This is a genomic window from Streptomyces sp. NPDC030143, from assembly GCF_055573695.1.
On record NZ_JBVIAY010000001.1, the window covers coordinates 306,240 to 326,798 of the forward strand.

A 20,559-nucleotide genomic window follows, 5' to 3' on the forward strand; every position below is an offset into this window, starting at 1 on the left:
GTGGGGGGGCATGGCGAGGTGCACGGGCGGTCTCGATGGGGGACGGCGGCGCCGGGGTGCGCGCCGGGGGTGGGGTCACCGCTGTCGGCGGGGCGGGGGTGCCGGGGTGAGGTGGCGCGGGGCGGGGTGTCGGTGGGGTCGTACGCCCTGGTCTGGTGGGTCTTACCCGGTTATGGGGATGGGGTTGCTTCGGTGAGGTCACCAGATCGAAACCTCCGGGGCCTGTTGTGTTCCGTCATGCCCGGGTCAGAATCTACGCGCGTTATCTACGCGCGTCGTTATCGGGTGGCCGAGGAGAGCAAGACATGCCGTTGAATCGCCGGAAGTTCCTGAAGAAGTCCGCTGCGACCGGGGCGGGGGTGGCGATCGCGGGGGCGGCTGCGGCTCCGGCGGCGCAGGCCGCGGAGGCGGCGAAGCCCGCGAAGCCGGCGAAGCGGTACGCGTTCACCGTGATGGGCACGACGGACCTGCACGGCAACGTCTTCAACTGGGACTACTTCACGGACAAGGAGTTCGACGACAAGGCGCACAACGACGTCGGCCTCGCGAAGATCTCCACGCTGGTGGACCGGATCCGCGGGGAGAAGGGCCGTCGGAACACGCTGCTCATCGACGCGGGTGACACGATCCAGGGCACGCAGCTGTCGTACTACTACGCGAAGGTGGACCCGATCACCGCCCAGGGTGGTCCGGTGCATCCGATGGCGCAGGCGATGAACGCGATCGGGTACGACGCGGCGGCGCTGGGCAATCACGAGTTCAACTACGGCATTCCGGTGCTGCGGAAGTTCGAGGAGCAGTGTCGTTTCCCGCTGCTGGGTGCCAACGCGCTGGACGCGAAGACGCTGCGGCCGGCGTTCGCGCCGTACAGCATGCACCGGCTGTGCACGCCGTTCGGCCGGGACGTGAAGGTGGCGGTGCTGGGTCTGACGAACCCGGGGATCGCGATCTGGGACAAGGCGAACGTGCAGGGGAAGATGACGTTCCCGGGTCTGGAGGAGCAGGCGGCGAAGTGGGTGCCGAAGCTGCGGGCGATGGGTGCGGACGTCGTCATCGTGTCGGCGCACAGCGGTTCGTCGGGGACGTCGTCGTACGGTGACCAGCTGCCGTACATCGAGAACGCGGCGGGGCTCGTGGCCGAGCAGGTGCCGGGGATCGACGCGATCCTCGTGGGGCACGCGCACACGGAGATCCCCGAGTACTTCGTCGCCAACAAGGAGACGGGCAAGCGGGTCGTGCTGTCGGAGCCGCTGAAGTGGGGGCAGCGGCTGACGCTGTTCGACTTCGAGCTGGTGTGGGAGAGGGGCCGTTGGACGGTCGAGAAGGTGGGGGCGAAGGTCCTGAACTCCAACACGGTGGAGGAGGACCCGAAGATCGTGAAGCTGCTGGGTGACGAGCACGAGAAGGTCGTGGCGTACGTCAACCAGGTCATCGGTACGAACACGGTGGAGATGACGTCGGTTGAGGCACCGTACAAGGATGTGCCGATCATCGATCTGATCAACCACATCCAGGCCGACACGGTGAGGCAGGCGCTGGCTGGGACGGAGTACGCGGCGCTGCCGGTGCTGTCGCAGGCGGCGGCGTTCTCGCGCAGTGCGGTGATCCCGGCGGGTGAGGTGACGATCCGGGACGTGGCGGGTCTGTACGTGTTCGAGAACACGCTGGAGGCCCGTCTGATGACGGGTGCGCAGATGAAGGCGTATCTGGAGTTCTCGGCGAACTACTTCGTGCAGACGGCGCCGGACGCGGTGGTGGATCCGGCGAAGCTGACGAACGCGAACGGTACGCCGGACTACAACTACGACGCGGTGGGTGGTCTGACGTACGAGATCGACATCGCCAGGGCGCCCGGGTCGCGGGTGACGAACGTGCGGTTCGAGGGGGCGCCGCTCGCGGACGACAAGCAGTTCGTGTTCGCGGTGAACAACTACCGGGCGAACGGTGGGGGCAACTTCCCGCATGTCGCGGCGGCGAAGCTGCTGTGGTCGAACTCGGACGAGATCCGCAACACGATGATCTCGTGGGTGAAGGCGAAGGGTGCGATCGACCCGGCTGAGTTCGCTTCGGTGGACTGGAAGCTGACGCGGAACGGTGTGCCGGTGTTCTAGTTCCGGGTGGGTGGGGACGGTGGGAGGTTTCTCCCGCCGTCCCTTCGTCGTGTCAGCGGTGTTCGGTGAGGGGGGTGAGGGTGTGCCCGGGGCGGCGGGCCGTGGGCAGGTGGGGAGGCTGGGGGTCGAGGCCGAAGGTGGTGAAGGCGGTGCGGGTGGGCAGGGGGTAGGTCTCCTTGCCCGTGACGGTGTTGAGGATGGTGGCGCTGCGCCAGGCGGCGAGGCCGAGGTCGGGGGCTCCGACGCCGTGGGTGTGGCGTTCGGCGTTCTGGACGTAGAGGTGGCAGCCGGTGGCGGTGATGGAGGGGTCGAGGACGAGCCGGAAGTGTTCGTCGACGCGGGGGCGTTCGCGGTTGTCGCGTCGCAGATAGGGGTCGAGTCCGGCGAGGAGTCGGTCGAGGGGGCGTTCGCGGTGGCCGGTGGCGAGGACGACGGCGTCGGTGATGAGGCGGCTGCGGGTGTTCTGCCGGGTGTGTTCGAGATGGAGTTCGATCTTGGTGGTGGCGATGCGGCCGGCGGTGCGGACGCGGACGCCGGGGGTGAGGACGGCGTCGGGCCAGCCGCCGTGCAGGGTGCGGCGGTAGAGCTCGTCGTGGATGGCGGCGAGGGTGCCGGCGTCGACGGCCTTGTGGAGTTGCCATTGGGCGGCGACGAGGTGGTCGCGGGTGGGTTCGGGCAGGCCGTGGAAGTAGCGGGTGTAGTCGGGGGTGAAGTGTTCGAGGCCGAGTTTGCTGTACTCCATGGGGGCGAAGGCCTCGGTGCGGCCGATCCAGTGGAGGCGTTCGCGGCCGGCGGGGCGGTGGCGGAGGAGGTCGAGGAAGACTTCGGCGCCGGACTGTCCGGAGCCGACGACGGTGACGTGGTCGGCGGTGAGGAGGTCGGGGCGGTGGTCGAGGTAGTCGCAGGCGTGGACGACGGGGACACCGGGTGCGTCGACGAGGGGGCGCAGGGGATCGGGGACGTACGGTTCGGTGCCGATGCCGAGGACGATGTTGCGGGTGTGGGTGCGGCCGAGGGTCTGGGTTTCGCCGTTGTCGTCGAGTCGGGTGAAGTCCACTTCGAAGACGTCGCGTTCGTGGTTCCAGCGGACGGCGTCGACCTGGTGGTGGAAGTGGAGTCCGGGGAGGTTGTCGGCGACCCAGCGGCAGTAGGCGTCGTATTCGGTGCGGTGGATGTGGAAGCGTTCGGCGACGTAGAAGGGGAAGAGGCGGTCGCGGGTCCTGAGGTGGTTGAGGAAGGACCAGGGGCTGGTGGGGTCGGCGAGGGTGACGAGGTCGGCGAGGTAGGGGACCTGGATACGGGCGTCGTCGAGGAGGAGGCCGGGGTGCCAGTGGAAGGCGGGGCGTTGCTCGTAGAAGACGGCGTCGAGTTCGGTGAGGGGTTGGGCGAGGGCGGCGAGGGAGAGGTTGCTGGGGCCGATGCCGATGCCGACGAGGTCGCGGGGGGTGTCGGGGTCGGGGGGTGTGTTCATGCGGGGGTGTTTCCTTCTACCAGGGCGAGGAGGGCGGCCAGGTCGTGGGGCTGGGTGTGGGGGTTGAGCAGGGTGGTCTTGAGCCAGAGCCGGCCGTCGAGGCGGGCGCGGCCGAGGACGGCGCGGCCGTCGGTGAGGAGTCGGCGGCGCAGGGCGGCGACGGTGTCGTCGGTGGCGTCCGTGGGGCGGAAGAGGACGGTGGTGAGGGTGGGGCGGTCGTAGAGCTCGAGGCGGGGGTGCTGGTCGACGAGGTCGGCGAGGTGGTGGGCGTGGGCGCAGACCTGGTCGACGAGGGTGGCGAGGCCGGTGCGGCCGAGGGTTTTGAGGGTGACGGCGATCTTGAGGATGTCGGGGCGTCGGGTGGTGCGCAGGGAGCGGCCGAGGAGGTCGGGCAGTCCGGCGTCGGTGTCGTCGTCGGCGTTGAGGTAGTCGGTGTGGGGGGTGAGGGCGTGGAGGTCGTGGGGGTCGCGGACGGCGAGGAGCCCGGCGGCGACGGGTTGCCAGCCGAGTTTGTGCAGGTCGAGGGTGACGGTGTGGGCGGCGTCGAGGCCGGTGAGGCGGGCGCGGTGCGGGGTGCTGAAGAGGAGGGGGCCCGCGTAGGCGGCGTCGATGTGGAGGCGTGCGTGGTGGGCGGTGCAGCGGGCGGCGATGTCGGGGAGGGGGTCGATGAGTCCGGCGTCGGTGGTGCCGGCGGTGGCGGCGACGACGAAGGGGCCGGTCAGGCGGGTGAGGGCGTCGTCGAGGGCGACGGGGTCGAGGGTGCCGGCGGGGGTGGGGACGACGACGGGGTCGGGCAGTCCGAGGAGCCAGGCGGCGCGGGGCAGGGAATGGTGGGCGTTGGCGCCGTGGAGGAGGCGGATGCCGGGACCGTGGCGTTCGCGGGCGAGGAGGAGGGCGAGGTGGTTGGAGTCGGTGCCTCCGGTGGTGACGAGGGCGTCGGTCATGCCGGCTTCGCGGGCGAGGGCGTGGGTGACGAGGGCTTCCAGTGCGGAGGCGGCGGGGGCTTGGTCCCAGGAGTCGAGGGAGGGGTTGAGGGCGGACACGGCGAGGTCGGCGGCGGTGGCGACGGCGAGGGGCGGGCAGTGCAGGTGGGCGGCGCACAGGGGGTGTGCGGGGTCGGCGGCGCCTTCGGCGAGGGCGTGGACGAGGGTGTGCAGGGCGTCGGGGTCGCCGTGGTCGGGGAGGACGTCGCCGACGGCGTGGCGTACGCGTGCGGCGACGGCGTCGGGGCCGCCGGGGGGCAGTGGTCCGCCGCGGGCGCGTCGGCCGCTGTCGAGGGCGGCGAGCACGGTGTCGAGCAACGGCCGCAGGGCGTCGGGGCCGTCGGGGCCCGAGGCGAGGGGCGGGGTGCTCATGGGGCTCCTCCGGGGCACGGGGCGAAGGAGTCCAGCTTGTAGCGGCGGGGTGCGGGCGGGTGCGGAAAGCGCCCGGATGGAACTCGAAAGTGGGAGGTGGGGAGGGAGGTTCGGGGGTGTGGTGTCCGGGGGGCCGCGGGCGTGGGGGCGGGCTCGGGGACGCCGGGTGAGCGCATCACGGCACAGCCGACTCGGGGCGGCGGCGCCGGGCCGGCATCGGGCGTGGGGGCGGGCTCGGGGACGCGGGCTGGGAGGCGGCCGGGAGAAGGTACGGCCTCCGGGGCGGCCCGGAGAGGGTGCTGGGCTGACAGCGGGCGTGGGGGCGGGCTTCAGGGCGGCCGGGTGAGCGCATCACGGCACAGCCGACTCCGGGCGGCGGTGCCGGGCCGGCATCGGGCGTGGGGGCGGGCTCGGGGACGCCGGCTGGGAGGCGGCCGGGCGGGCCCCGGGGCGGCCGGTCGGAGGGTGCGGGCCCCGGGGCGGCCGGTCGGAGGGTGCGGGCCGCGGGGGCCGCGCCCTCCGGTCGGGGGCCGGGTCCTTACTCGCCCCGTACCTTCAACGCCCGGGCCAGGTCGTCGAGTTGGTCGGCGAGTTTGCGGCGCAGGGCCGGGGTGGGGTCGCTGTCACGCAGGCAGGTCTCGCCGAGGGTGAGGTTCTCCGTGTCGACGGCGTGGGCGGGGAAGGCCCAGCGGCCGGCGGCCTCAGCGATGGCGGGGCCGCGGCGGGCGGCGAGGGCGACGACGTCCTCGTAGAAGCGGGGGACGTAGGGGCGTACCAGGTCGGCCTGTTCGGGCTGCCAGAAGCCCTGGGCGGTGGCGGTGAAGAGGTAGTTGGAGAGGTCGTCGCCGTCGAACAGGGCGGCCCAGGCGGTGCGTTTGGCCTCGGGGTCGGGCAGGGCGGCGCGGCAGCGGGCGGCGCCTTCCTGGCCGGTGGCGGAGGGGTCGCGGTCGAGTTCGGCGGCGATGGCGGCTTCGTCGACGGCGCCGAGGACGGCGAGCCGGCCGAGGACGCGCCAGCGCAGGTCGGGGTCGAGTTCGGGGCCGCCGGGCACGGTGCCGTCGGCGAGCCAGGCAGCGATGGTCTCGGGGTGGGCGGCGACGTCGATGAAGTGACGTACGGCGATGAGGCGCAGGTCGGGGTGGTCGCCGTCCTCGGTGCGGCGGATGAGGTCGCGGCACAGGGAGGTCAGGGTGGCCAGGGCGGCGGGGCGTTCGTCGGGGGTGACGTAGCGGTCGGCGATCTGGCCGGAGGCGAAGCCGAGGACGCCTTGGACGAGGGCGAGGTCGGTCTCGTGGGGGAGGTGGGTGCGGGCGGTCTCCAGGTAGGCGGAGGCGGGCAGTTCGCCGTCGCGGACGGCGTCGCGCAGGGCGTTCCAGACGACCGCGCGGGTGAGGGGTTCGGGCAGGCCGGACAGGCCGGTGCGGACGGTGGCGAAGGAGGCGGCGTCGAAGCGGACCTTGGCGTAGGTGAGGTCGCCGTCGTTGACGAGGAGCAGGGCGGGGCGCTTGCCGATGGGGCGCGGGGTGCTCTGCGGAACGTCGAGTTCGAGGTGTTCGCGCAGGGTGAGGCGGCCCTCGTCGGGGAGGTCCTGGTCGTACAGGCCGACGGTGACGCGGTGCGGGCGGCTGCCGGCGCGGTCGACGGTGAGGGCGCAGGTGCCGGCGTCGGTGGTGAGGGTGGGGGTGAGGGTGTCGACGCCGGTGGTGCGCAGCCAGGCGTCGGCCCAGGCGTGGACGTCGCGCTCGGTGCAGGAGGCGAGGGAGTCGATGAAGTCGGCGAGGGTGGCGTTGGCGAACTTGTGGCGGGCGAAGTGGGTGTTGATGCCGGCCAGGAAGTCCTTCTCACCGAGCCAGGCGACCAGCTGGCGCAGGGCGGAGGCGCCCTTGGCGTAGGAGATGCCGTCGAAGTTCAGGAGGGCGGAGGCGGTGTCCTCGACGTTCTCGGGGGCGACGGGGTGGGTGGAGGGCCGTTGGTCGGCGTCGTAGCCCCAGGCCTTGCGGACGACGCCGAACTCGGTCCAGGGGTCGGTGAAGCGGGTGGCCTCGGCGGTGGTGCGGTAGCCCATGTACTCGGCGAAGGACTCGTTCAGCCAGATGTCGTCCCACCAGCGCAGGGTGACGAGGTCGCCGAACCACATGTGGGCCATCTCGTGGGCGATGACCATGGCGCGGATCTGGCGTTCGGTGTCGGTGACGGCGGAGCGGTAGACGAAGTCGTCGCGGAAGGTGACCAGTCCGGGGTTCTCCATGGCGCCGGCGTTGAACTCGGGGACGAACGCCTGGTCGTAGGAGTCGAAGGGGTAGGGCTCCTCGAACTTCTCGTGGTAGCGGTCGAAGCACGCGCGGGTGATGTCGAGGATCTCCTCGGCGTCCGTGTCCAGGTGGGCGGCGAGGGAGCGGCGGCAGTGGATGCCGAAGGGCAGGCCGCGGTGCTCGGTGTGCACGGAGTACCAGGGGCCGGCGGCGACGGCGACGAGGTAGGTGGGGATCAGGGGGGTGGGGGCGGCTTTCCAGCGGCCGGCGCCGAGGTGTTCGGTGATGCCGTTGGCGAGGACGGTCCAGCCTTCGGGGGCGGTGACGGTGACGTCGAAGACGGCCTTGAGGTCGGGCTGGTCGAAGGCGGCGAAGACGCGCTGGACGTCGTCCATGAACATCTGGGTGTAGACGTAGGTCTCGCCGTCGGAGGGGTCGGTGAAGCGGTGCATGCCCTCGCCGGTGCGGGAGTAGCGCATGCTCGCGCTGATGCGCAGTTCGTGGGCGCCGGCGGTGAGGTTCTTCAGGGGCAGGCGGTTGTCGTCCAGGAGTTGCGGGTCGAGGGGCTCGCCGTCGAGGGTGACGGAGCGCAATTCGGCCGGCTTGAGCTCGACGAAGGTGTCCGCGCCCGTGCGCGCGGCGAATCGGATGACGGTCAGGGACTCGAAGGACTCGTCACCGGTGGTCAGGTCGAGCTCGATGGTGTAGCGGTGGACGTCGAGGAGCTGGGCACGGGTCTGCGCTTCGTCGCGCGTCAGTACGGACATGCAGGACATGCTGCCTGATGGCGCAGGCCGGGCACAGGGGCGGATCGGTACGCGCCGTTTGTCCCCGCTCACGCCGGAGGCTCCGCGGTTGTCGGCGGTGGGGTGTCCCGCGCGGGTCGGGGGCGGTGGCGGTCGGGGGCGGTGGCGGTCGGCGTCGCCCGGGTCGCGTTGCCGGCCGGTCTTCGCCGGGCCGAACGGCGGGGGCTGGGGCGCGCTCTGCGGAGTCCTTTGCGCTGTGAGTGCCTGATCAGGCCGCGTGGTCTGGCGCCTTACGATGCACAGCACCAGGCCGCGCGGCCCAGGCGGGCATGGTGCAAGGACCCCCTACGGGGATGTGGGTGCGGTGGCGTCGCGCTGGAGGGGGAGACGGGCGGGGGTGGCGGGGTCGTCGTCGGGTTTGTCGCGGTTGCCCGTGTGGTCCTTCAGTCGTGCCCGCAGGGCCCGTACCTCCTGTTCGAGGGCGAGGTGGCGTCGGTGGGCGTCGTGGAGGTAGCGGACCTTGGCGCGCAGGGCGATGGGGTCGACGGGTTTGGTGACGAGGTCGGCGACGCCCAGGCCGAAGGCGGCCGAGGTCAGTTCCTGGTCGGGGCCGAAGCCGGTGAGCAGCAGGACGGGGATGTGCTGGGTCTGTTCGAGGCGGCGCATGTAGCGCACGACGTCCAGCCGGTCGGTGCCGGGGGTGCGCACGTCGAGCAGGAGCAGGCCTACCTGGCCCCGCAGCACGTGCTTGAGCGCCTCGTCGTCGCTGGTGGCGCGGGCGAGGCGGTAGCCCAGCGGGGCCAGCGTGTTCTCCAGCGCGTACAGCGTGTCCTGGTGGTCGTCGACGATGAGGATCTTGGTTTCCGGCGGCATGACCCGACGTCCCTCCCGCGGTCGGAGCAACCAGCTTACGGCCGGACGTTGACGCGCCGTGCCCGGAAGCTGACGCGCGGTGCCCGCCGGCGTGCGCCCGGGTGTGACGCACGGGGCTGTCCGACGGTCGGCGGCGGTGCGCCCGCGGTGTCGTCGGCCGAGGTCAGCCGGGGGTGGGGGCCGAACCGTCGAGGGCGTCCTCGGCGATGCGCTCGTGGTGGCGGATCACCTCGGCGATGATGAAGTTGAGGAACTTCTCGGCGAACGCGGGGTCCAGCTTGGCGCTCTCGGCGAGGGTGCGCAGCCGGGCGATCTGCCGGGCCTCGCGGGCCTGGTCGGCGGCGGGCAGTCGGTGGCGGGCCTTGAGGTGGCCGACCTGCTGCGTGGCCTTGAAGCGTTCGGCGAGCATGTGGACGACGGCCGCGTCGATGTTGTCGATGCTGTCGCGCAGTCGGGCGAGTTCCGCGTGGACGGCGGGGTCGACTTCACCGGTTCCGGTGGTGCTGGTGGTCATGGGCGTTCACCCTAGTCGCCGTGTCCGTTCCGCTCGCGTCGGATCCTCGTACAGTGGAGACGGGTGCACGGCGTCTTGGGGGTACGGGCGTGGCGAACGGCGGACCGGTCGAGCACGGCTTCCCGCATCTGGAGACGGTGCGGGACGCCGTCACCGCGTTGTACAAGCGGTTGTCGTACGGCACGGTGCAGCAGTTCGCGACCAGTGTCGCCCCGGTCGACGTGGCGTTCTGCGACACCGACGACCTGCATCTGGGGGCGCAGCGGGTGGCGCGGGAGCTGGTGCGGCACTACCGGCTGCCGGATGCGCGGGTGATCATCGGTTTCCGTGAGATGGAGCAGGCGGCGAACGTCGAACTCGCGGCCGGTCCGGAGTACTTCATCGAGCTGAACGACCGGTTCCGCAGGCATCGGCGGGACATCGGCGCGGCGCTGGCGCACGAGATCATGCATGTCTTCCTGCACCGGTTGGACCTGTCGTTCCCGGGGACGCGCGCCAACGAGATCCTCACGGACACGGCGACGACGTATCTCGGGGCGGGCTGGCTGTTGCTCGACGCCTACCGGGAGGACGCGGCGTCCTCGCAGAAGCTGGGGTACCTGACGCCGGAGGAGTTCGGGTACGTGCTGGCCAAGCGGGCGCTGGTGTTCGGTGAGGATCCGTCGACGTGGTTCACCAGTGCGCAGGCGTACACGGCGTACGGGGTGGGCAGGGAGCGGGCGCTGCTCGACGAGCGGCAGCCGCCGCTGACGGCGGCGGGGTGGGCGGGGCGGCGCCGGTACGCCCGGGACCGGCGGCACGCCCAGGACCGGCAGGCGGTGTCCGCGCTGCGGGACGCGCCGTACGCGTTCGTGCCGGACGCGCGGGGTCCGCTGCGGGTGACGTTCGCGTGTCCGACGTGTCATCAGCGGATCGGGGTGCCGGTGCGGGGGCGGGTCCGCGTGCGGTGTGCGCTCTGCAGGAACGTGCTGGAGTGCGACACGTAGCGGGATGCGCGGTGTGCGGTGTGCGGTGTCCAGGAGCGTGCTGGGGTAGGCACGGAGCGGGGTGTGCGGTGTGCGGGGCCGTGCCGGTGCGTCACGGAGCGGGATGTGCGCCTGTGCGCTGTGCGGGGAGGTGCTGGAGGGCGTCACGTGGTGGGCCGTGCGGTGTCACGTTCCGTGGACGGCCCGCGGCGGCTCGGCCCGGGTCAGCAGTTCCCGTGCGGTCTCCCCCGCCTCCTGCGGGGTGCGGCGCGCCCCCGTGTCGGCGGTGGGGCCCGCGCGCCAGCCCTCCATGACGGTGATGCGGCCGCCCTCCGCCTCGAAGACGCGGCCGGTGACGCCCTGGCAGGCGCCGGAGCCGAGCCAGACGACGAGGGGGGAGACGTTCTCGGGGGCCATGGCGTCGAAGCCGGCGGCGGGGGCGGCCATGGCGTCGGCGAAGGTCCGTTCGGTCATGCGGGTGCGGGCGGCGGGGGCGACGGCGTTGACCTGGACGCCGTAGCGGGCGAGTTCGGCGGCGGCGACGAGGGTGAGGGCGACGATGCCGGCCTTGGCGGCGCTGTAGTTGACCTGTCCGACGGAGCCCAGCAGGCCCGCGCCGCTGCTGGTGTTGACGACGCGGGCCACGGGGGTGCGGCCCGCCTTGGCCTCGGCGCGCCAGTGCGCGGCGGCGTGCCGCAGCGGCAGGAAGTGGCCTTTGAGGTGGACGCGCACGACGGCGTCCCAGTCGTCCTCGTCGAGGTTGACGAGCATCCGGTCGCGCAGGAAGCCGGCGTTGTTGACGAGGGTGTCGAGGCGGCCGTACGTGTCCAGGGCGGCGGTCACGAGGGAGGCGGCGCCTTCGCCGGTGGCGATGTCGCCGGCGTGGGCGACGGCCTCGCCGCCGGCCGCGCGGATCTCGGCGGCGACCCGGGCGGCGGGGCTGTCGGGCCCGGGGCGGCCGTCGAGGCCGACGCCGAGGTCGTTGACGACGACGCGGGCGCCCTCGGCGGCGAACGCGAGGGCGTGGGCGCGGCCGAGGCCCCGGCCGGCGCCGGTGACGGCGACGACGCGCCGGGCACAGATTCCGCTCATCTCACTTCTCCCTGTCGGCGTTCTTCTTGTCGGCGTTCTCCCTGTCGACGTTCTCCTTCTCGACGTTCTCCTTCTCGACGTTCTCCTTGTCGGCGTTCTCCTTGTTGACGGTGGCCGCGTCCAGGAACGCGGGCCGTTCCCCTCCCCCGTGCACGAGCAGGCTCGCCCCGGTGATGTAGGCGGCGGCGTCCGAGGCGAGGAAGACGGCGGCGGCGCCGACGTCGGAGGGCTCGGCCAGCCGGCCGAGGGGGACGGTGCGGGAGACGGCGGCGACACCGTCGTCGTCGCCGTAGTGGAGGGCGGACCGCTCGGTGCGGACCATGCCGACGACCAGGGTGTTGACGCGGACGTCCGGGGCCCATTCGACGGCCATCGAGCGGGCGAGGTTCTCCAGGCCCGCCTTTGCCGCCCCGTAGGCGGCCGCGCCGGGCGAGGGGCGGCCTCCGCTGACGCTGCCGACCATCACGATCGAGCCCCGGGCGCGCCGCAGGTGCTCGTACGCGGCGAGGGACAGGGTCAGCGGTGCCAGGAGGTTCAGTTCGAGGACGCGCAGGTGCCGTTCGGCGTCCGCGTCGGCCAGTCTGCGGTACGGGGCGCCGCCCGCGTTGTTGACGAGGACGTCGAGGCGGGGCAGGCCGGTGAGGAAGTGCCGTACGGCGTCGGCGTCCCGTACGTCGAGCGGTGCGAAGCGGGTGCCGGGCAGGGGGGTCGGCGGAGGTCTGCGGGCGCAGACGACGACCTCGGCACCCGTCTCGGCGAAGGACCGGGCGATCCCGGCTCCGACACCACGGGTTCCTCCGGTGACGACCACGACCCTCCCGTTGGGCTCCATTCACCGCTACCCTTCACCTAACAAACGTTTGGTGGAAAGGTAGCTGATGCTTCCATGGGTGTCTCCACCTCGTCCCCGGAAAAGGGGATGTCCGTCGTCACCGTCGACGTTCCGCCGGTGAACGCGCTGCCGGTGGACGGCTGGTTCGCGCTGGCGGACGCCGTGCGCGCGGCGGGCCGGGATCCCGGGGTGCGGTGCGTGGTGCTGACCGCCGAGGGGCGGGGGTTCAACGCCGGCGTGGACATCAAGGAGCTCCAACGGCGCGGGGAGAGCGCGCTGGTCGGCGTCAACCGCGGGTGTGCGGAGGCCTTCTCGGCGGTGTACGACTGCGAGGTGCCCGTGGTCGCGGCGGTGCAGGGCTTCTGCCTGGGCGGCGGCGTCGGCCTGGTGGGCAACGCGGACGCGATCGTGGCCAGCGAAGACGCCGTGTTCGGTCTGCCCGAGCTGGACCGGGGCGCCCTGGGCGCGGCCACGCACCTGGCCCGGCTGGTCCCGCAGCACCTGATGCGCGCCCTGTACTACACCTCGCGCACGGTCACGGCTGCCGAGTTGCACGCGCACGGCTCGGTGTGGCGGGTGGTGCCGCGCCCCGCGCTGCGGGCGGCGGCGCTGGAGCTGGCCCGCGAGATCGCCGCCAAGGACGGGGAGTTGCTGCGCCTGGCCAAGGCCGCGCTGAACGGGATCGACCCGGTGGACGTCCGGCGCAGCTACCGCTTCGAGCAGGGCTTCACCTTCGAGGCGAGCGTCGGCGGGGTCGCCGGCCGCGTCCGCGACACCTTCGGCAGGGACGACGAGGAGGGCGGGTAGGTGAGGGACAAGACGATGTCCGCCGACGAGGTGGTGGCCCGGCTCAGGAGCGGGATGACCCTCGGCATCGGCGGCTGGGGTTCGCGCCGCAAGCCGATGGCCCTGGTGCGCGCGCTGCTGCGCTCGGACGTCACGGACCTGACGGTCGTCTCGTACGGCGGCCCGGACGTGGGCATGCTCGCCGCCGCCGGCCGGATCCGCAGGCTGGTCGCGGCCTTCGTCACGCTCGACTCGATCCCGCTCGAGCCGCACTACCGGGCGGCGCGCGAGCGCGGCGCGTTCGAACTGACGGAGATCGACGAGGCGATGTTCCTGTGCGGGCTGCGCGCGGCTGCCGACCGGCTGCCGTTCCTGCCGGTGCGCGCCGGGCTCGGCTCTGACGTGATGCGGGTCAACCCCCGCCTGCGCACGGTCCGTTCGCCCTACGACGACGGGGAGACGTTCGTCGCGATGCCCGCCCTGCGGCTGGACGCGGCCCTGGTGCACGTGAACCGCGCGGACCGGCGGGGCAACGGGCAGTACCTGGGCCCGGACCCCTACTTCGACGACCTGTTCTGCGCGGCGGCGGACGAGGCGTACGTGTCGTGCGAGCGGATCGTGGACACGGCCGAGCTGACGAAGGAGGCCGGCCCTCAGACGCTGCTGGTCAAGCGGCACACGGTGACCGGCGTGGTGGAGGCGCCGAGCGGCGCTCACTTCACCTCCTGCGCACCCGACTACGGCCGGGACGAGGCCTTCCAGAAGACCTACGCGGCCACTCCCTGGCCCGAGTTCGCGGCGCGGTACCTCGGTGGGGACGAGCAGGCCTACCGGTCGGCGGTCAGGGGGCGGGTGTGAGCGGGACGACCCGGGCGGAGTACTGCGTGATCGCCTGTGCCGAGGCCTGGCGGGGTGGGGGCGAGATCCTGGCCGCACCGATGGGTCTGGTCCCCTCGCTCGGCGCGCGGCTCGCCCGGCTCACCTTCGCACCGGAGCTGCTGCTCACCGACGGCGAGGCGCTGCTGGTCGGTCCGGACGGCACCGTCGAGGGCTGGCTGCCCTACCGGCAGCACCTGTCGCTGGTCGCCGGCGGGCGGCGCCACGTGATGATGGGCGCGAGCCAGCTCGACCGGTACGGCAACCAGAACATCTCCTGCGTCGGCGACTGGGCCAGGCCGACGCGGCAGCTGCTCGGGGTGCGCGGCGCTCCGGTCAACACCCTCAACAACCCGACGAGTTACTGGGTGCCCAAGCACTCGCGGCGGGTCTTCGTCGAGCAGGTCGACATGGTGTGCGGGGTGGGCTACGACCGGGCCGGTGACGCCCCCTTCCACCGGCTGGTGCGGGTGGTCACGAACCTCGGCGTCCTCGACTTCGCCACCCCGGACCGCTCGATGCGGCTGGCCGCTCTGCATCCGGGGGTCTCGGTGGCGGAGGTGAGGGAGGCCACCGGCTTCGGTCTGGCCGTCCCCGACGAGGTGCCGTACACCCGGGAACCGACGCGGGAGGAGCTGAGGCTGGTGCGCGAGGTGCTCGATCCACGGGGGGCCCGCGGCCGTGAGGTGCCGGCCTGATGGAGACCGCGCTCACCCGGCTGGTCGGGGTCCGCCACCCGATCGTGCAGACCGGGATGGGATGGGTGGCGGGGCCGCGCCTGGTGTCGGCGACGGCGAACGCGGGCGCGCTGGGCATCCTGGCCTCGGCGACGATGACCGTGGACGGGCTGCGCGAGGCGGTGCGGGAGGTCCGGTCCCGTACGTCGGCGCCCTTCGGAGTCAATCTGCGGGCCGACGCGGGCGACGCCGGGGACAGGGTCCGGGTGATCGTCGAGGAGGGTGTGCGGGTGGCGTCGTTCGCGCTGGCCCCCTCCCGGGAGCTGATCGCCGAACTGAAGGCGGCCGGGGTCGTCGTGATCCCCTCCGTGGGCGCCCGCCGGCACGCCGAGAAGGTCACCGCGTGGGGGGCGGACGCGGTGCTCGTGCAGGGCGGGGAGGGCGGCGGGCACACCGGCGAGGTGGCCACGAGCGTGCTGCTGCCGCAGGTGGTGGACGCCGTGGACGTCCCGGTCGTCGCGGCGGGCGGCTTCTTCGACGGGCGGGGCCTGGTCGCGGCCCTGGCCTACGGCGCGGCCGGCGTCGCCATGGGCACCCGGTTCCTGCTGACGTCGGACTCGACCGTGCCGGACGCGGTCAAGGCACGGTACCTGGCCGCGACGGTCCGGGACGTCGCGGTCACCCGGGCGGTGGACGGGCTGCCGCACCGCATGCTGCGCACGGAGCTGGTCGCCTCGCTGGAGCACGCCGGCCGCGTCCGGGCCCTGCTCCGGGCGGTCCGCGGGGCTGCGGGCCTGCGCCGGGTGTCCGGGCTGACCTGGCGTCGGATGGTCCGGGACGGCCTCGCCCTGAAACACGGCAAGGACCTCACCTGGAGCCAGACGCTCCTCGCCGCCAACACCCCGATGCTGCTGAGGTCCGCGATGGTGGACGGCCGCCCCGACCTCGGGGTGATGGCCTCCGGGCAGGTCGCCGGGGTGATCGACGACCTGCCGACCTGCGCCGAGCTGGTGGAGCGCATCATGCAGGAGGCCGAGGAGACCCGGACCCGACTGAGCGCCCTTCGATGACCACCTCCACCAGCTGAGCGCCCTGCGATGACCACCTCCCACCGGCCCGGCGGCAGCCGTTCGCCGACCACTCCCCGACACCACGGCTCAGAGCCGTTCGATCGCCACCTCCCACCGGCCCGGCGGCAGCCGTTCGCCGACCACCTCCCACCCGCCCGGCTGAGCGCTCTTCGGCGACCGCCCCGTCACAGCCGCTCGATGATCGTGACGTTCGCCTGGCCGCCGCCCTCGCACATGGTTTGCAGGCCGAACCGGCCTGCTGTGCGTTCCAGTTCGTGCAGCAGGGTCGTCATCAGTCGGGCGCCGGTCGCGCCGAGGGGGTGGCCGAGGGAGATGGCACCGCCGTTGACGTTGACCCGGGCGGGGTCGGCGCCGGTCTCCTTCAGCCAGGCCAGGACGACCGGCGCGAACGCCTCGTTGATCTCGACGAGGTCCATGTCGTCGATGGTCAGGCCGGTCTTCTTCAGGGCGTGGGCGGTCGCCGGGATGGGCGCGGTGAGCATCCGGACGGGGTCCTCGCCGCGGACGGAGAGGTGGTGGACGCGGGCCCGGGGCCGCAGCCCGTGCTCGCGCACCGCGTGCTCCGAGGCCAGCAGCAGCGCGGCGGCGCCGTCGGAGACCTGGGAGGAGACGGCCGCGGTGATGGTCCCGCCGTCGACGACGGGCCGCAGGGCGGCCATCTTCTCCAGGGTGGTGTCGCGGCGCGGCCCCTCGTCGACGGTGACCCGGCCGTGGGCCACGGTCTCCCGCTCGAAGCGCCCCTCGTCGATCGCCCGCAGCGCCCGCCGGTGCGAGCGCAGCGCGAACTCCTCCTGCTCGCGCCTGCTGATGCCCCACCGGGCGGCGATCATCTCGGCCCCGGCGAACTGGTTGACGGGCCGGTCCCCGTAGCGGGCCCGCCAGCCCTCGCTGCCCGCGAACGGGCCCTCGGTGAGGCCGAGCGGCTCGGCGGCCTGCCGGGTGGCGAAGGCGATCGGGATCTGCGACATGTTCTGCACCCCGCCCGCGACGACCAGGTCCTGGGTGCCGGACAGCACGGCCTGTGCGGCGAAGTGCACGGCCTGCTGCGAGGACCCGCACTGCCGGTCCACGGTCACCCCGGGCACCTCCTCGGGCAGGCCGGCCGCCAGCCAGCAGGTGCGGGCGATGTCCCCGGCCTGCGGTCCGACGGCGTCCAGGCAGCCGAAGACGACGTCCTCGACGGCGGCCGGGTCCACGCCGGCCCGCGCGAGAAGCTCCCTGAGCACGTGCGCGCCGAGGTCGGCCGGGTGCACCCCGGCGAGACCTCCCCCGCGTCGCCCCACGGGCGTGCGGACCGCTTCGACGATGTAGGCCTCGGCCATGGCGACTCCCCAGTGCGTCACATGCGTACGGCGATCCCGTCCAGCACCATCGACAGGTACTGCCGGGCGATCTCCTCCGGACTGTGCTGTCCGCCGGGCCGGTACCAGGAGGCGGCGACCCAGACGGTGTCGCGCACGAACCGGTAGGTCAGGCGGACGTCGAGGTCGGCCCGGAAGACCCGGTCGGCGACCCCGCGTTCCAGCGTGGACAGCCACGCCTTCTCGAACTTGCGCTGCGACTCGGCGAGGAACGCGAACCGTTCCTGCGCGACGAGCTGCCTGCTCTCCTTCTGGTAGATCGCGACGGCGGCCCGGTGCCGGTCGATCTCCCGGAACGACTCGGTGACCAGGGCCTGAAGCGTCTCGCGCGGTCCCAGACCGGCGCTCAGGACGGCGTCGTAGCCGTCCCAGAGCTCGTCGAGGAAGGTGCGCAGGATCTCCTCCAGCATCGACTCCTTGGAGTCGAAGTGGTAGTAGAGGCTGCCCGCGAGGATGCCCGCGTGGTCGGCGATCTTGCGGACGGTGGTGGCGTTGTAGCCCTGTTCGGCGAAGACCTCGGCCGCGGTGCTGAGGAGTTCGCCGCGGCGGGCGGGGGCCGCGGTCACCTGGGGCTTCTTCTTGGTCGGCACGGGCACATTGTCGCTCGTGGCCTCAGGCGCGCTGACTGCTGACCGGCACGACCTCGCCCGTCATGTACGACGCGTAGCCGGACGCCAGGAACACGATGACGTTGGCCACCTCCCAGGGCTCGGCATACCGTCCGAAGGCCTCCCGCTCGGTGAGTTCGCGCAGCAGCTCCGGGGTGGTCACCTTCACCAGGTGGGGGTGGAGGGCGAGGCTCGGCGCGACGGCGTTGACGCGGACGCCGTATCCCGCCGCCTCCACGGCCGCGCAGCGGGTCAGCGCCATCACGCCGGCCTTGGCGGCGGCGTAGTGGGCCTGTCCCGCCTGGGCGCGCCAGCCGACCACGGAGGCGTTGTTGACGATGACACCGCCCTCGGGCTGGTCACGGAAGCCGCGCAGGGCGGCCCGCGTGCAGCGGAAGGTGCCGTTCAGCGTCACGTCGAGCACGCGCGACCACTGTGCGTCGGTCATGTCGACGAGCGCGGACGTGCCGCCGAGTCCGGCGTTGTTGACGACGACGTCCAGTCGCCCGTGCGTCCGAACGGCCGCGTCGAACAGGGCCCGCACCTGCGTCTCGTCGGTGACGTCGCAGACGGCGGTGCCGACCGCGTCCCCGAAGTCCGCGGCGAGCGCGGCACCGTGCTCCTTCAGCCGCCGGGGGTGCGCGTCGCTGATCAGCACGCGCGCGCCCTCCTCCAGGAGGCGCCGTGCGGTCGCTCCGCCGATGCCGGCGCCCGCCGCCGCGGTGACGACGGCGGTGCGCCCGCTGAGCAGCCCGTGCCCGGACACGTAGGCCGGACTCTCGACGTCTGTCATGGCAGCAAGCTAACCTACCAAACACTTGTTAGGGAAGGAGGGGTGGCATTGGATCTCGCCTTCACGCCCGAGGACGAGGCCTTCCGCGCCGAGGCGCGCGAGTGGCTGCGGACGCATGTGCCGCGCGAGCCGCTCCCCTCGCTGGAGACCGGGGCGGGCTTCGCCGCCCATCGCGCCTGGGAGGCCGAGCTGGCCGCGGACCGCTGGTCGGCGGTCGACTGGCCGGCCGAGTACGGCGGCCGGGACGCGGGGCTGATCCGCTGGCTGGTCTTCGAGGAGGAGTACCACGCGGCCGGCGCCCCCGGGCGCGTCAACCAGAACGGCATCGCCCTGCTCGCCCCGACCCTGTTCCACCACGGCACCGCGGAGCAGCGGGCCCGCGTCCTGCCGCCGACGGCGCGCGGGGAGGTGGTGTGGGCGCAGGCCTGGTCGGAGCCCGAGGCCGGCTCCGACCTGGCGTCCCTGCGCTCGCGGGCCGTGCGCACGGACGGCGGCTGGCTGCTGTCGGGCCAGAAGACCTGGTCGTCCCGGGCGGCGTTCGCCGACCGCGCCTTCGGCCTGTTCCGCAGCGACCCCGACGCGCCGAAGCCCCACCAGGGCCTCACCTACCTCATGTTCGACCTGCGCGCGCCCGGCGTGACCGTCCGCCCGATCGCCCGTCTCGACGGCAGGCCCGCCTTCGCCGAGCTGTTCCTGGACGAGGTGTTCGTGCCGGACGAGGACGTGATCGGCGAGCCCGGCCGGGGCTGGCGGATCGCGATGGCGGCGACCGCCGACGAGCGCGGACTCACCCTGCGCTCCCCCGGCCGCTTCCTCGCGGGCGCCGAGCGGTTGCGGCAGCTGTGGCGGGACCGGGGCAGCCCGCGCTGGGCGCGGGACCGGGTCGCCGACGCGGTGGTCGGCGCCCGCGCCTACCAGCTGTTCACCTACGCGGCCGCCTGCCGGGTCCTCGACGGCGGGTCGCTCGGCGCGGAGTCCAGCCTGAACAAGGTGTTCTGGTCCGAGTACGACATCGCGCTGCACGAGACGGCCCTGGACCTGCTGGGCGCCGACGGCGAGGCGGCGGACACCGAGTGGTCGGAGCGGTACGTGTTCGCCCTGGCCGGCCCGATCTACGCCGGGACCAACGAGATCCAGCGCGACATCGTCGCCGAGCGCCTGCTCGGCCTGCCGAAGGGACGCCGCTGATGCGTTTCCTCCTCGACCCCGAACAGCGCGCGTTCGCCCGGTCGTTGGACGCGCTCCTGACGGCGGCCGACACCCCCGCGGTGATACGGCACTGGAGTCGCGGCGAGCACACCCGTGGCCGTGCGCTGTGGTCCCGGCTCGCGGACGCCGGTGTCTTCGCGCTGGCGGTGCCCGAGGAGTACGAGGGGCTGGGCGTGCGGCCCGTCGAGCTGGCCGTCGCCTTCGTCGTGCTGGGCCGCCACGCGGTGCCGGGGCCGCTGGTGGAGACGGTCGCGGCGGCCGCGCTGCTCGACGGCACCCCCCATGCCAAGGGGTTCCTGCCGGGGCTGGCGGCCGGCGAGGCGATGGCGACGGTGGCCCCGCCGGGCGGGTACGCCCTGGACGGCGACGCGGCGACCCACCGCTTCGCCCTGACCGCCGACGGTCTGCGCCGGTGCCCGGGCCACGACCCCGTCCGGCGCTCCCTCGACCCGGCGCGCCGCCTCACCCGTCTGCCCCCGGACGGCGAACTCCTCACCACGGCCCCTGTCCCGCCGCGCGCCCTCGCCCTCGTCCGGCTCGTCACCGCCGCCCAGGCCCTCGGTGTCGGTCTCGCCCTTCTCGACCGGACGGTCGCGTACGTGGGGCGGCGCACCCAGTTCGGCGTCCCCGTGGGCTCCTTCCAGGCGGTCGGGCACCGGCTGGCGGACGCGAAGACCGCTCTGGAGTTCGCCCGCCCGCTGGTCCTCGGTGCCGCCGTGACGCTGGCTCCCGCGGACGTCGCCGCCGCCAAGCTGTGCGCCGGCGAGGCGGCGTACACCACCGCCCGCGCCGCCCTCCAACTGCACGGCGCGATCGGCTACACGGCGGAGAACGACCTGTCCCTCTGGCTCACGAGGGCCCGCGCCCTGCGCACGGCGTGGGGCACCCCGGACGAGTGCCGCGCCGAGGTCCTCGCCCGGTCCGACGGCGGCGACGGGTGAGAGGAC

General features: G+C 73.1%; 18 protein-coding genes. 8 read left to right on the top strand and 10 right to left on the bottom strand.

What is annotated here, in order from left to right; all coding sequences use genetic code 11:
* Positions 1-305 precede the first annotated feature (305 nt).
* Entirely contained in the window at positions 306-2,111 is a 1,806-nt protein-coding gene (locus ACZ4YY_RS01345) for a bifunctional metallophosphatase/5'-nucleotidase (protein ID WP_468282182.1), read from the top strand.
* Positions 2,112-2,163: 52 nt separating this feature from the next.
* Here ACZ4YY_RS01345 and ACZ4YY_RS01350 read toward each other — a convergent pair whose 3' ends face one another.
* From ACZ4YY_RS01350 to ACZ4YY_RS01370, 5 genes are all read right to left on the bottom strand, one after another.
* On the bottom strand, positions 2,164-3,582 hold the full coding sequence (locus ACZ4YY_RS01350; protein ID WP_468282184.1) for a lysine N(6)-hydroxylase/L-ornithine N(5)-oxygenase family protein: 1,419 nt from the start codon (positions 3,580-3,582) through the stop codon (positions 2,164-2,166).
* Positions 3,579-4,937 carry a pyridoxal phosphate-dependent decarboxylase family protein gene (locus ACZ4YY_RS01355; RefSeq protein WP_468282186.1) on the bottom strand — a complete coding sequence of 453 codons (1,359 nt, stop codon included), beginning with the start codon at positions 4,935-4,937 and terminating at the stop codon, positions 3,579-3,581. Before ACZ4YY_RS01355 ends, ACZ4YY_RS01350 begins: the two co-directional genes overlap by 4 nt.
* Before the next feature lie 538 nt (positions 4,938-5,475).
* On the bottom strand, positions 5,476-7,956 hold the full coding sequence (gene pepN, locus ACZ4YY_RS01360) for an aminopeptidase N (RefSeq protein WP_468282188.1): 2,481 nt from the start codon (positions 7,954-7,956) through the stop codon (positions 5,476-5,478).
* Between the two features lie 324 nt (positions 7,957-8,280).
* Positions 8,281-8,808, bottom strand: coding sequence for a response regulator (locus ACZ4YY_RS01365; RefSeq protein ID WP_468282190.1), 528 nt, complete (start codon positions 8,806-8,808; stop codon positions 8,281-8,283).
* Between the two features lie 163 nt (positions 8,809-8,971).
* Positions 8,972-9,322 carry a chorismate mutase gene (locus ACZ4YY_RS01370; RefSeq protein WP_468282192.1) on the bottom strand — a complete coding sequence of 117 codons (351 nt, stop codon included), beginning with the start codon at positions 9,320-9,322 and terminating at the stop codon, positions 8,972-8,974.
* Positions 9,323-9,411: 89 nt separating this feature from the next.
* Here ACZ4YY_RS01370 and ACZ4YY_RS01375 point away from each other — a divergent pair, with 89 nt between their 5' ends.
* Positions 9,412-10,308 (top strand): hypothetical protein, encoded by an 897-nt coding sequence (locus ACZ4YY_RS01375; protein ID WP_468282194.1) that lies wholly within the window; start codon positions 9,412-9,414, stop codon positions 10,306-10,308.
* 165 nt (positions 10,309-10,473) lie between these two features.
* Here ACZ4YY_RS01375 and ACZ4YY_RS01380 read toward each other — a convergent pair whose 3' ends face one another.
* Both ACZ4YY_RS01380 and ACZ4YY_RS01385 read right to left on the bottom strand, forming a co-directional pair.
* The gene (locus ACZ4YY_RS01380; protein WP_468282196.1) at positions 10,474-11,379 is read right to left on the bottom strand and encodes an SDR family oxidoreductase; all 906 of its coding nucleotides are present in this window, start codon (positions 11,377-11,379) and stop codon (positions 10,474-10,476) included.
* 1 nt (position 11,380) lies between these two features.
* Positions 11,381-12,211 (bottom strand): SDR family oxidoreductase, encoded by an 831-nt coding sequence (locus ACZ4YY_RS01385; protein ID WP_468282198.1) that lies wholly within the window; start codon positions 12,209-12,211, stop codon positions 11,381-11,383.
* 54 nt (positions 12,212-12,265) lie between these two features.
* Between ACZ4YY_RS01385 and ACZ4YY_RS01390 the strand changes: the two genes are divergently transcribed.
* The 4 genes from ACZ4YY_RS01390 to ACZ4YY_RS01405 are packed head-to-tail and all read left to right on the top strand — an operon-like array spanning position 12,266 to position 15,620.
* Positions 12,266-13,018 (top strand): enoyl-CoA hydratase family protein, encoded by a 753-nt coding sequence (locus ACZ4YY_RS01390; RefSeq protein WP_468282200.1) that lies wholly within the window; start codon positions 12,266-12,268, stop codon positions 13,016-13,018.
* Positions 13,019-13,855, top strand: coding sequence for a CoA transferase subunit A (locus ACZ4YY_RS01395; protein WP_468282203.1), 837 nt, complete (start codon positions 13,019-13,021; stop codon positions 13,853-13,855).
* Positions 13,852-14,571, top strand: a complete 720-nt coding sequence (locus ACZ4YY_RS01400) for a CoA-transferase subunit beta (RefSeq protein WP_468282206.1) — start codon at positions 13,852-13,854, stop codon at positions 14,569-14,571. The genes ACZ4YY_RS01395 and ACZ4YY_RS01400 overlap by 4 nt, the downstream gene beginning before the upstream one ends.
* Positions 14,571-15,620, top strand: a complete 1,050-nt coding sequence (locus tag ACZ4YY_RS01405; protein WP_468282209.1) for an NAD(P)H-dependent flavin oxidoreductase — start codon at positions 14,571-14,573, stop codon at positions 15,618-15,620. The genes ACZ4YY_RS01400 and ACZ4YY_RS01405 overlap by 1 nt, the downstream gene beginning before the upstream one ends.
* Before the next feature lie 185 nt (positions 15,621-15,805).
* Here the strand turns inward: ACZ4YY_RS01405 and ACZ4YY_RS01410 are convergent, their stop codons facing one another.
* Genes ACZ4YY_RS01410 through ACZ4YY_RS01420 form a run of 3 tightly spaced genes read right to left on the bottom strand, consistent with a single transcriptional unit; the run spans position 15,806 to position 18,403 of the window.
* Entirely contained in the window at positions 15,806-16,963 is a 1,158-nt protein-coding gene (locus ACZ4YY_RS01410) for an acetyl-CoA C-acetyltransferase (protein WP_468282212.1), read from the bottom strand.
* A gap of 17 nt (positions 16,964-16,980) precedes the next feature.
* Positions 16,981-17,592, bottom strand: coding sequence for a TetR/AcrR family transcriptional regulator (locus ACZ4YY_RS01415; protein WP_468282215.1), 612 nt, complete (start codon positions 17,590-17,592; stop codon positions 16,981-16,983).
* 22 nt (positions 17,593-17,614) lie between these two features.
* Complete coding sequence (locus ACZ4YY_RS01420) at positions 17,615-18,403, bottom strand: SDR family oxidoreductase (RefSeq protein WP_468282218.1); 789 nt, start codon at positions 18,401-18,403, stop codon at positions 17,615-17,617.
* Between the two features lie 48 nt (positions 18,404-18,451).
* Between ACZ4YY_RS01420 and ACZ4YY_RS01425 the strand changes: the two genes are divergently transcribed.
* Positions 18,452-19,591, top strand: a complete 1,140-nt coding sequence (locus tag ACZ4YY_RS01425) for an acyl-CoA dehydrogenase family protein (protein WP_468283200.1) — start codon at positions 18,452-18,454, stop codon at positions 19,589-19,591.
* Positions 19,591-20,553, top strand: a complete 963-nt coding sequence (locus ACZ4YY_RS01430) for an acyl-CoA dehydrogenase family protein (protein ID WP_468282221.1) — start codon at positions 19,591-19,593, stop codon at positions 20,551-20,553. Before ACZ4YY_RS01425 ends, ACZ4YY_RS01430 begins: the two co-directional genes overlap by 1 nt.
* The last annotated feature ends 6 nt before the right edge of the window (positions 20,554-20,559 follow it).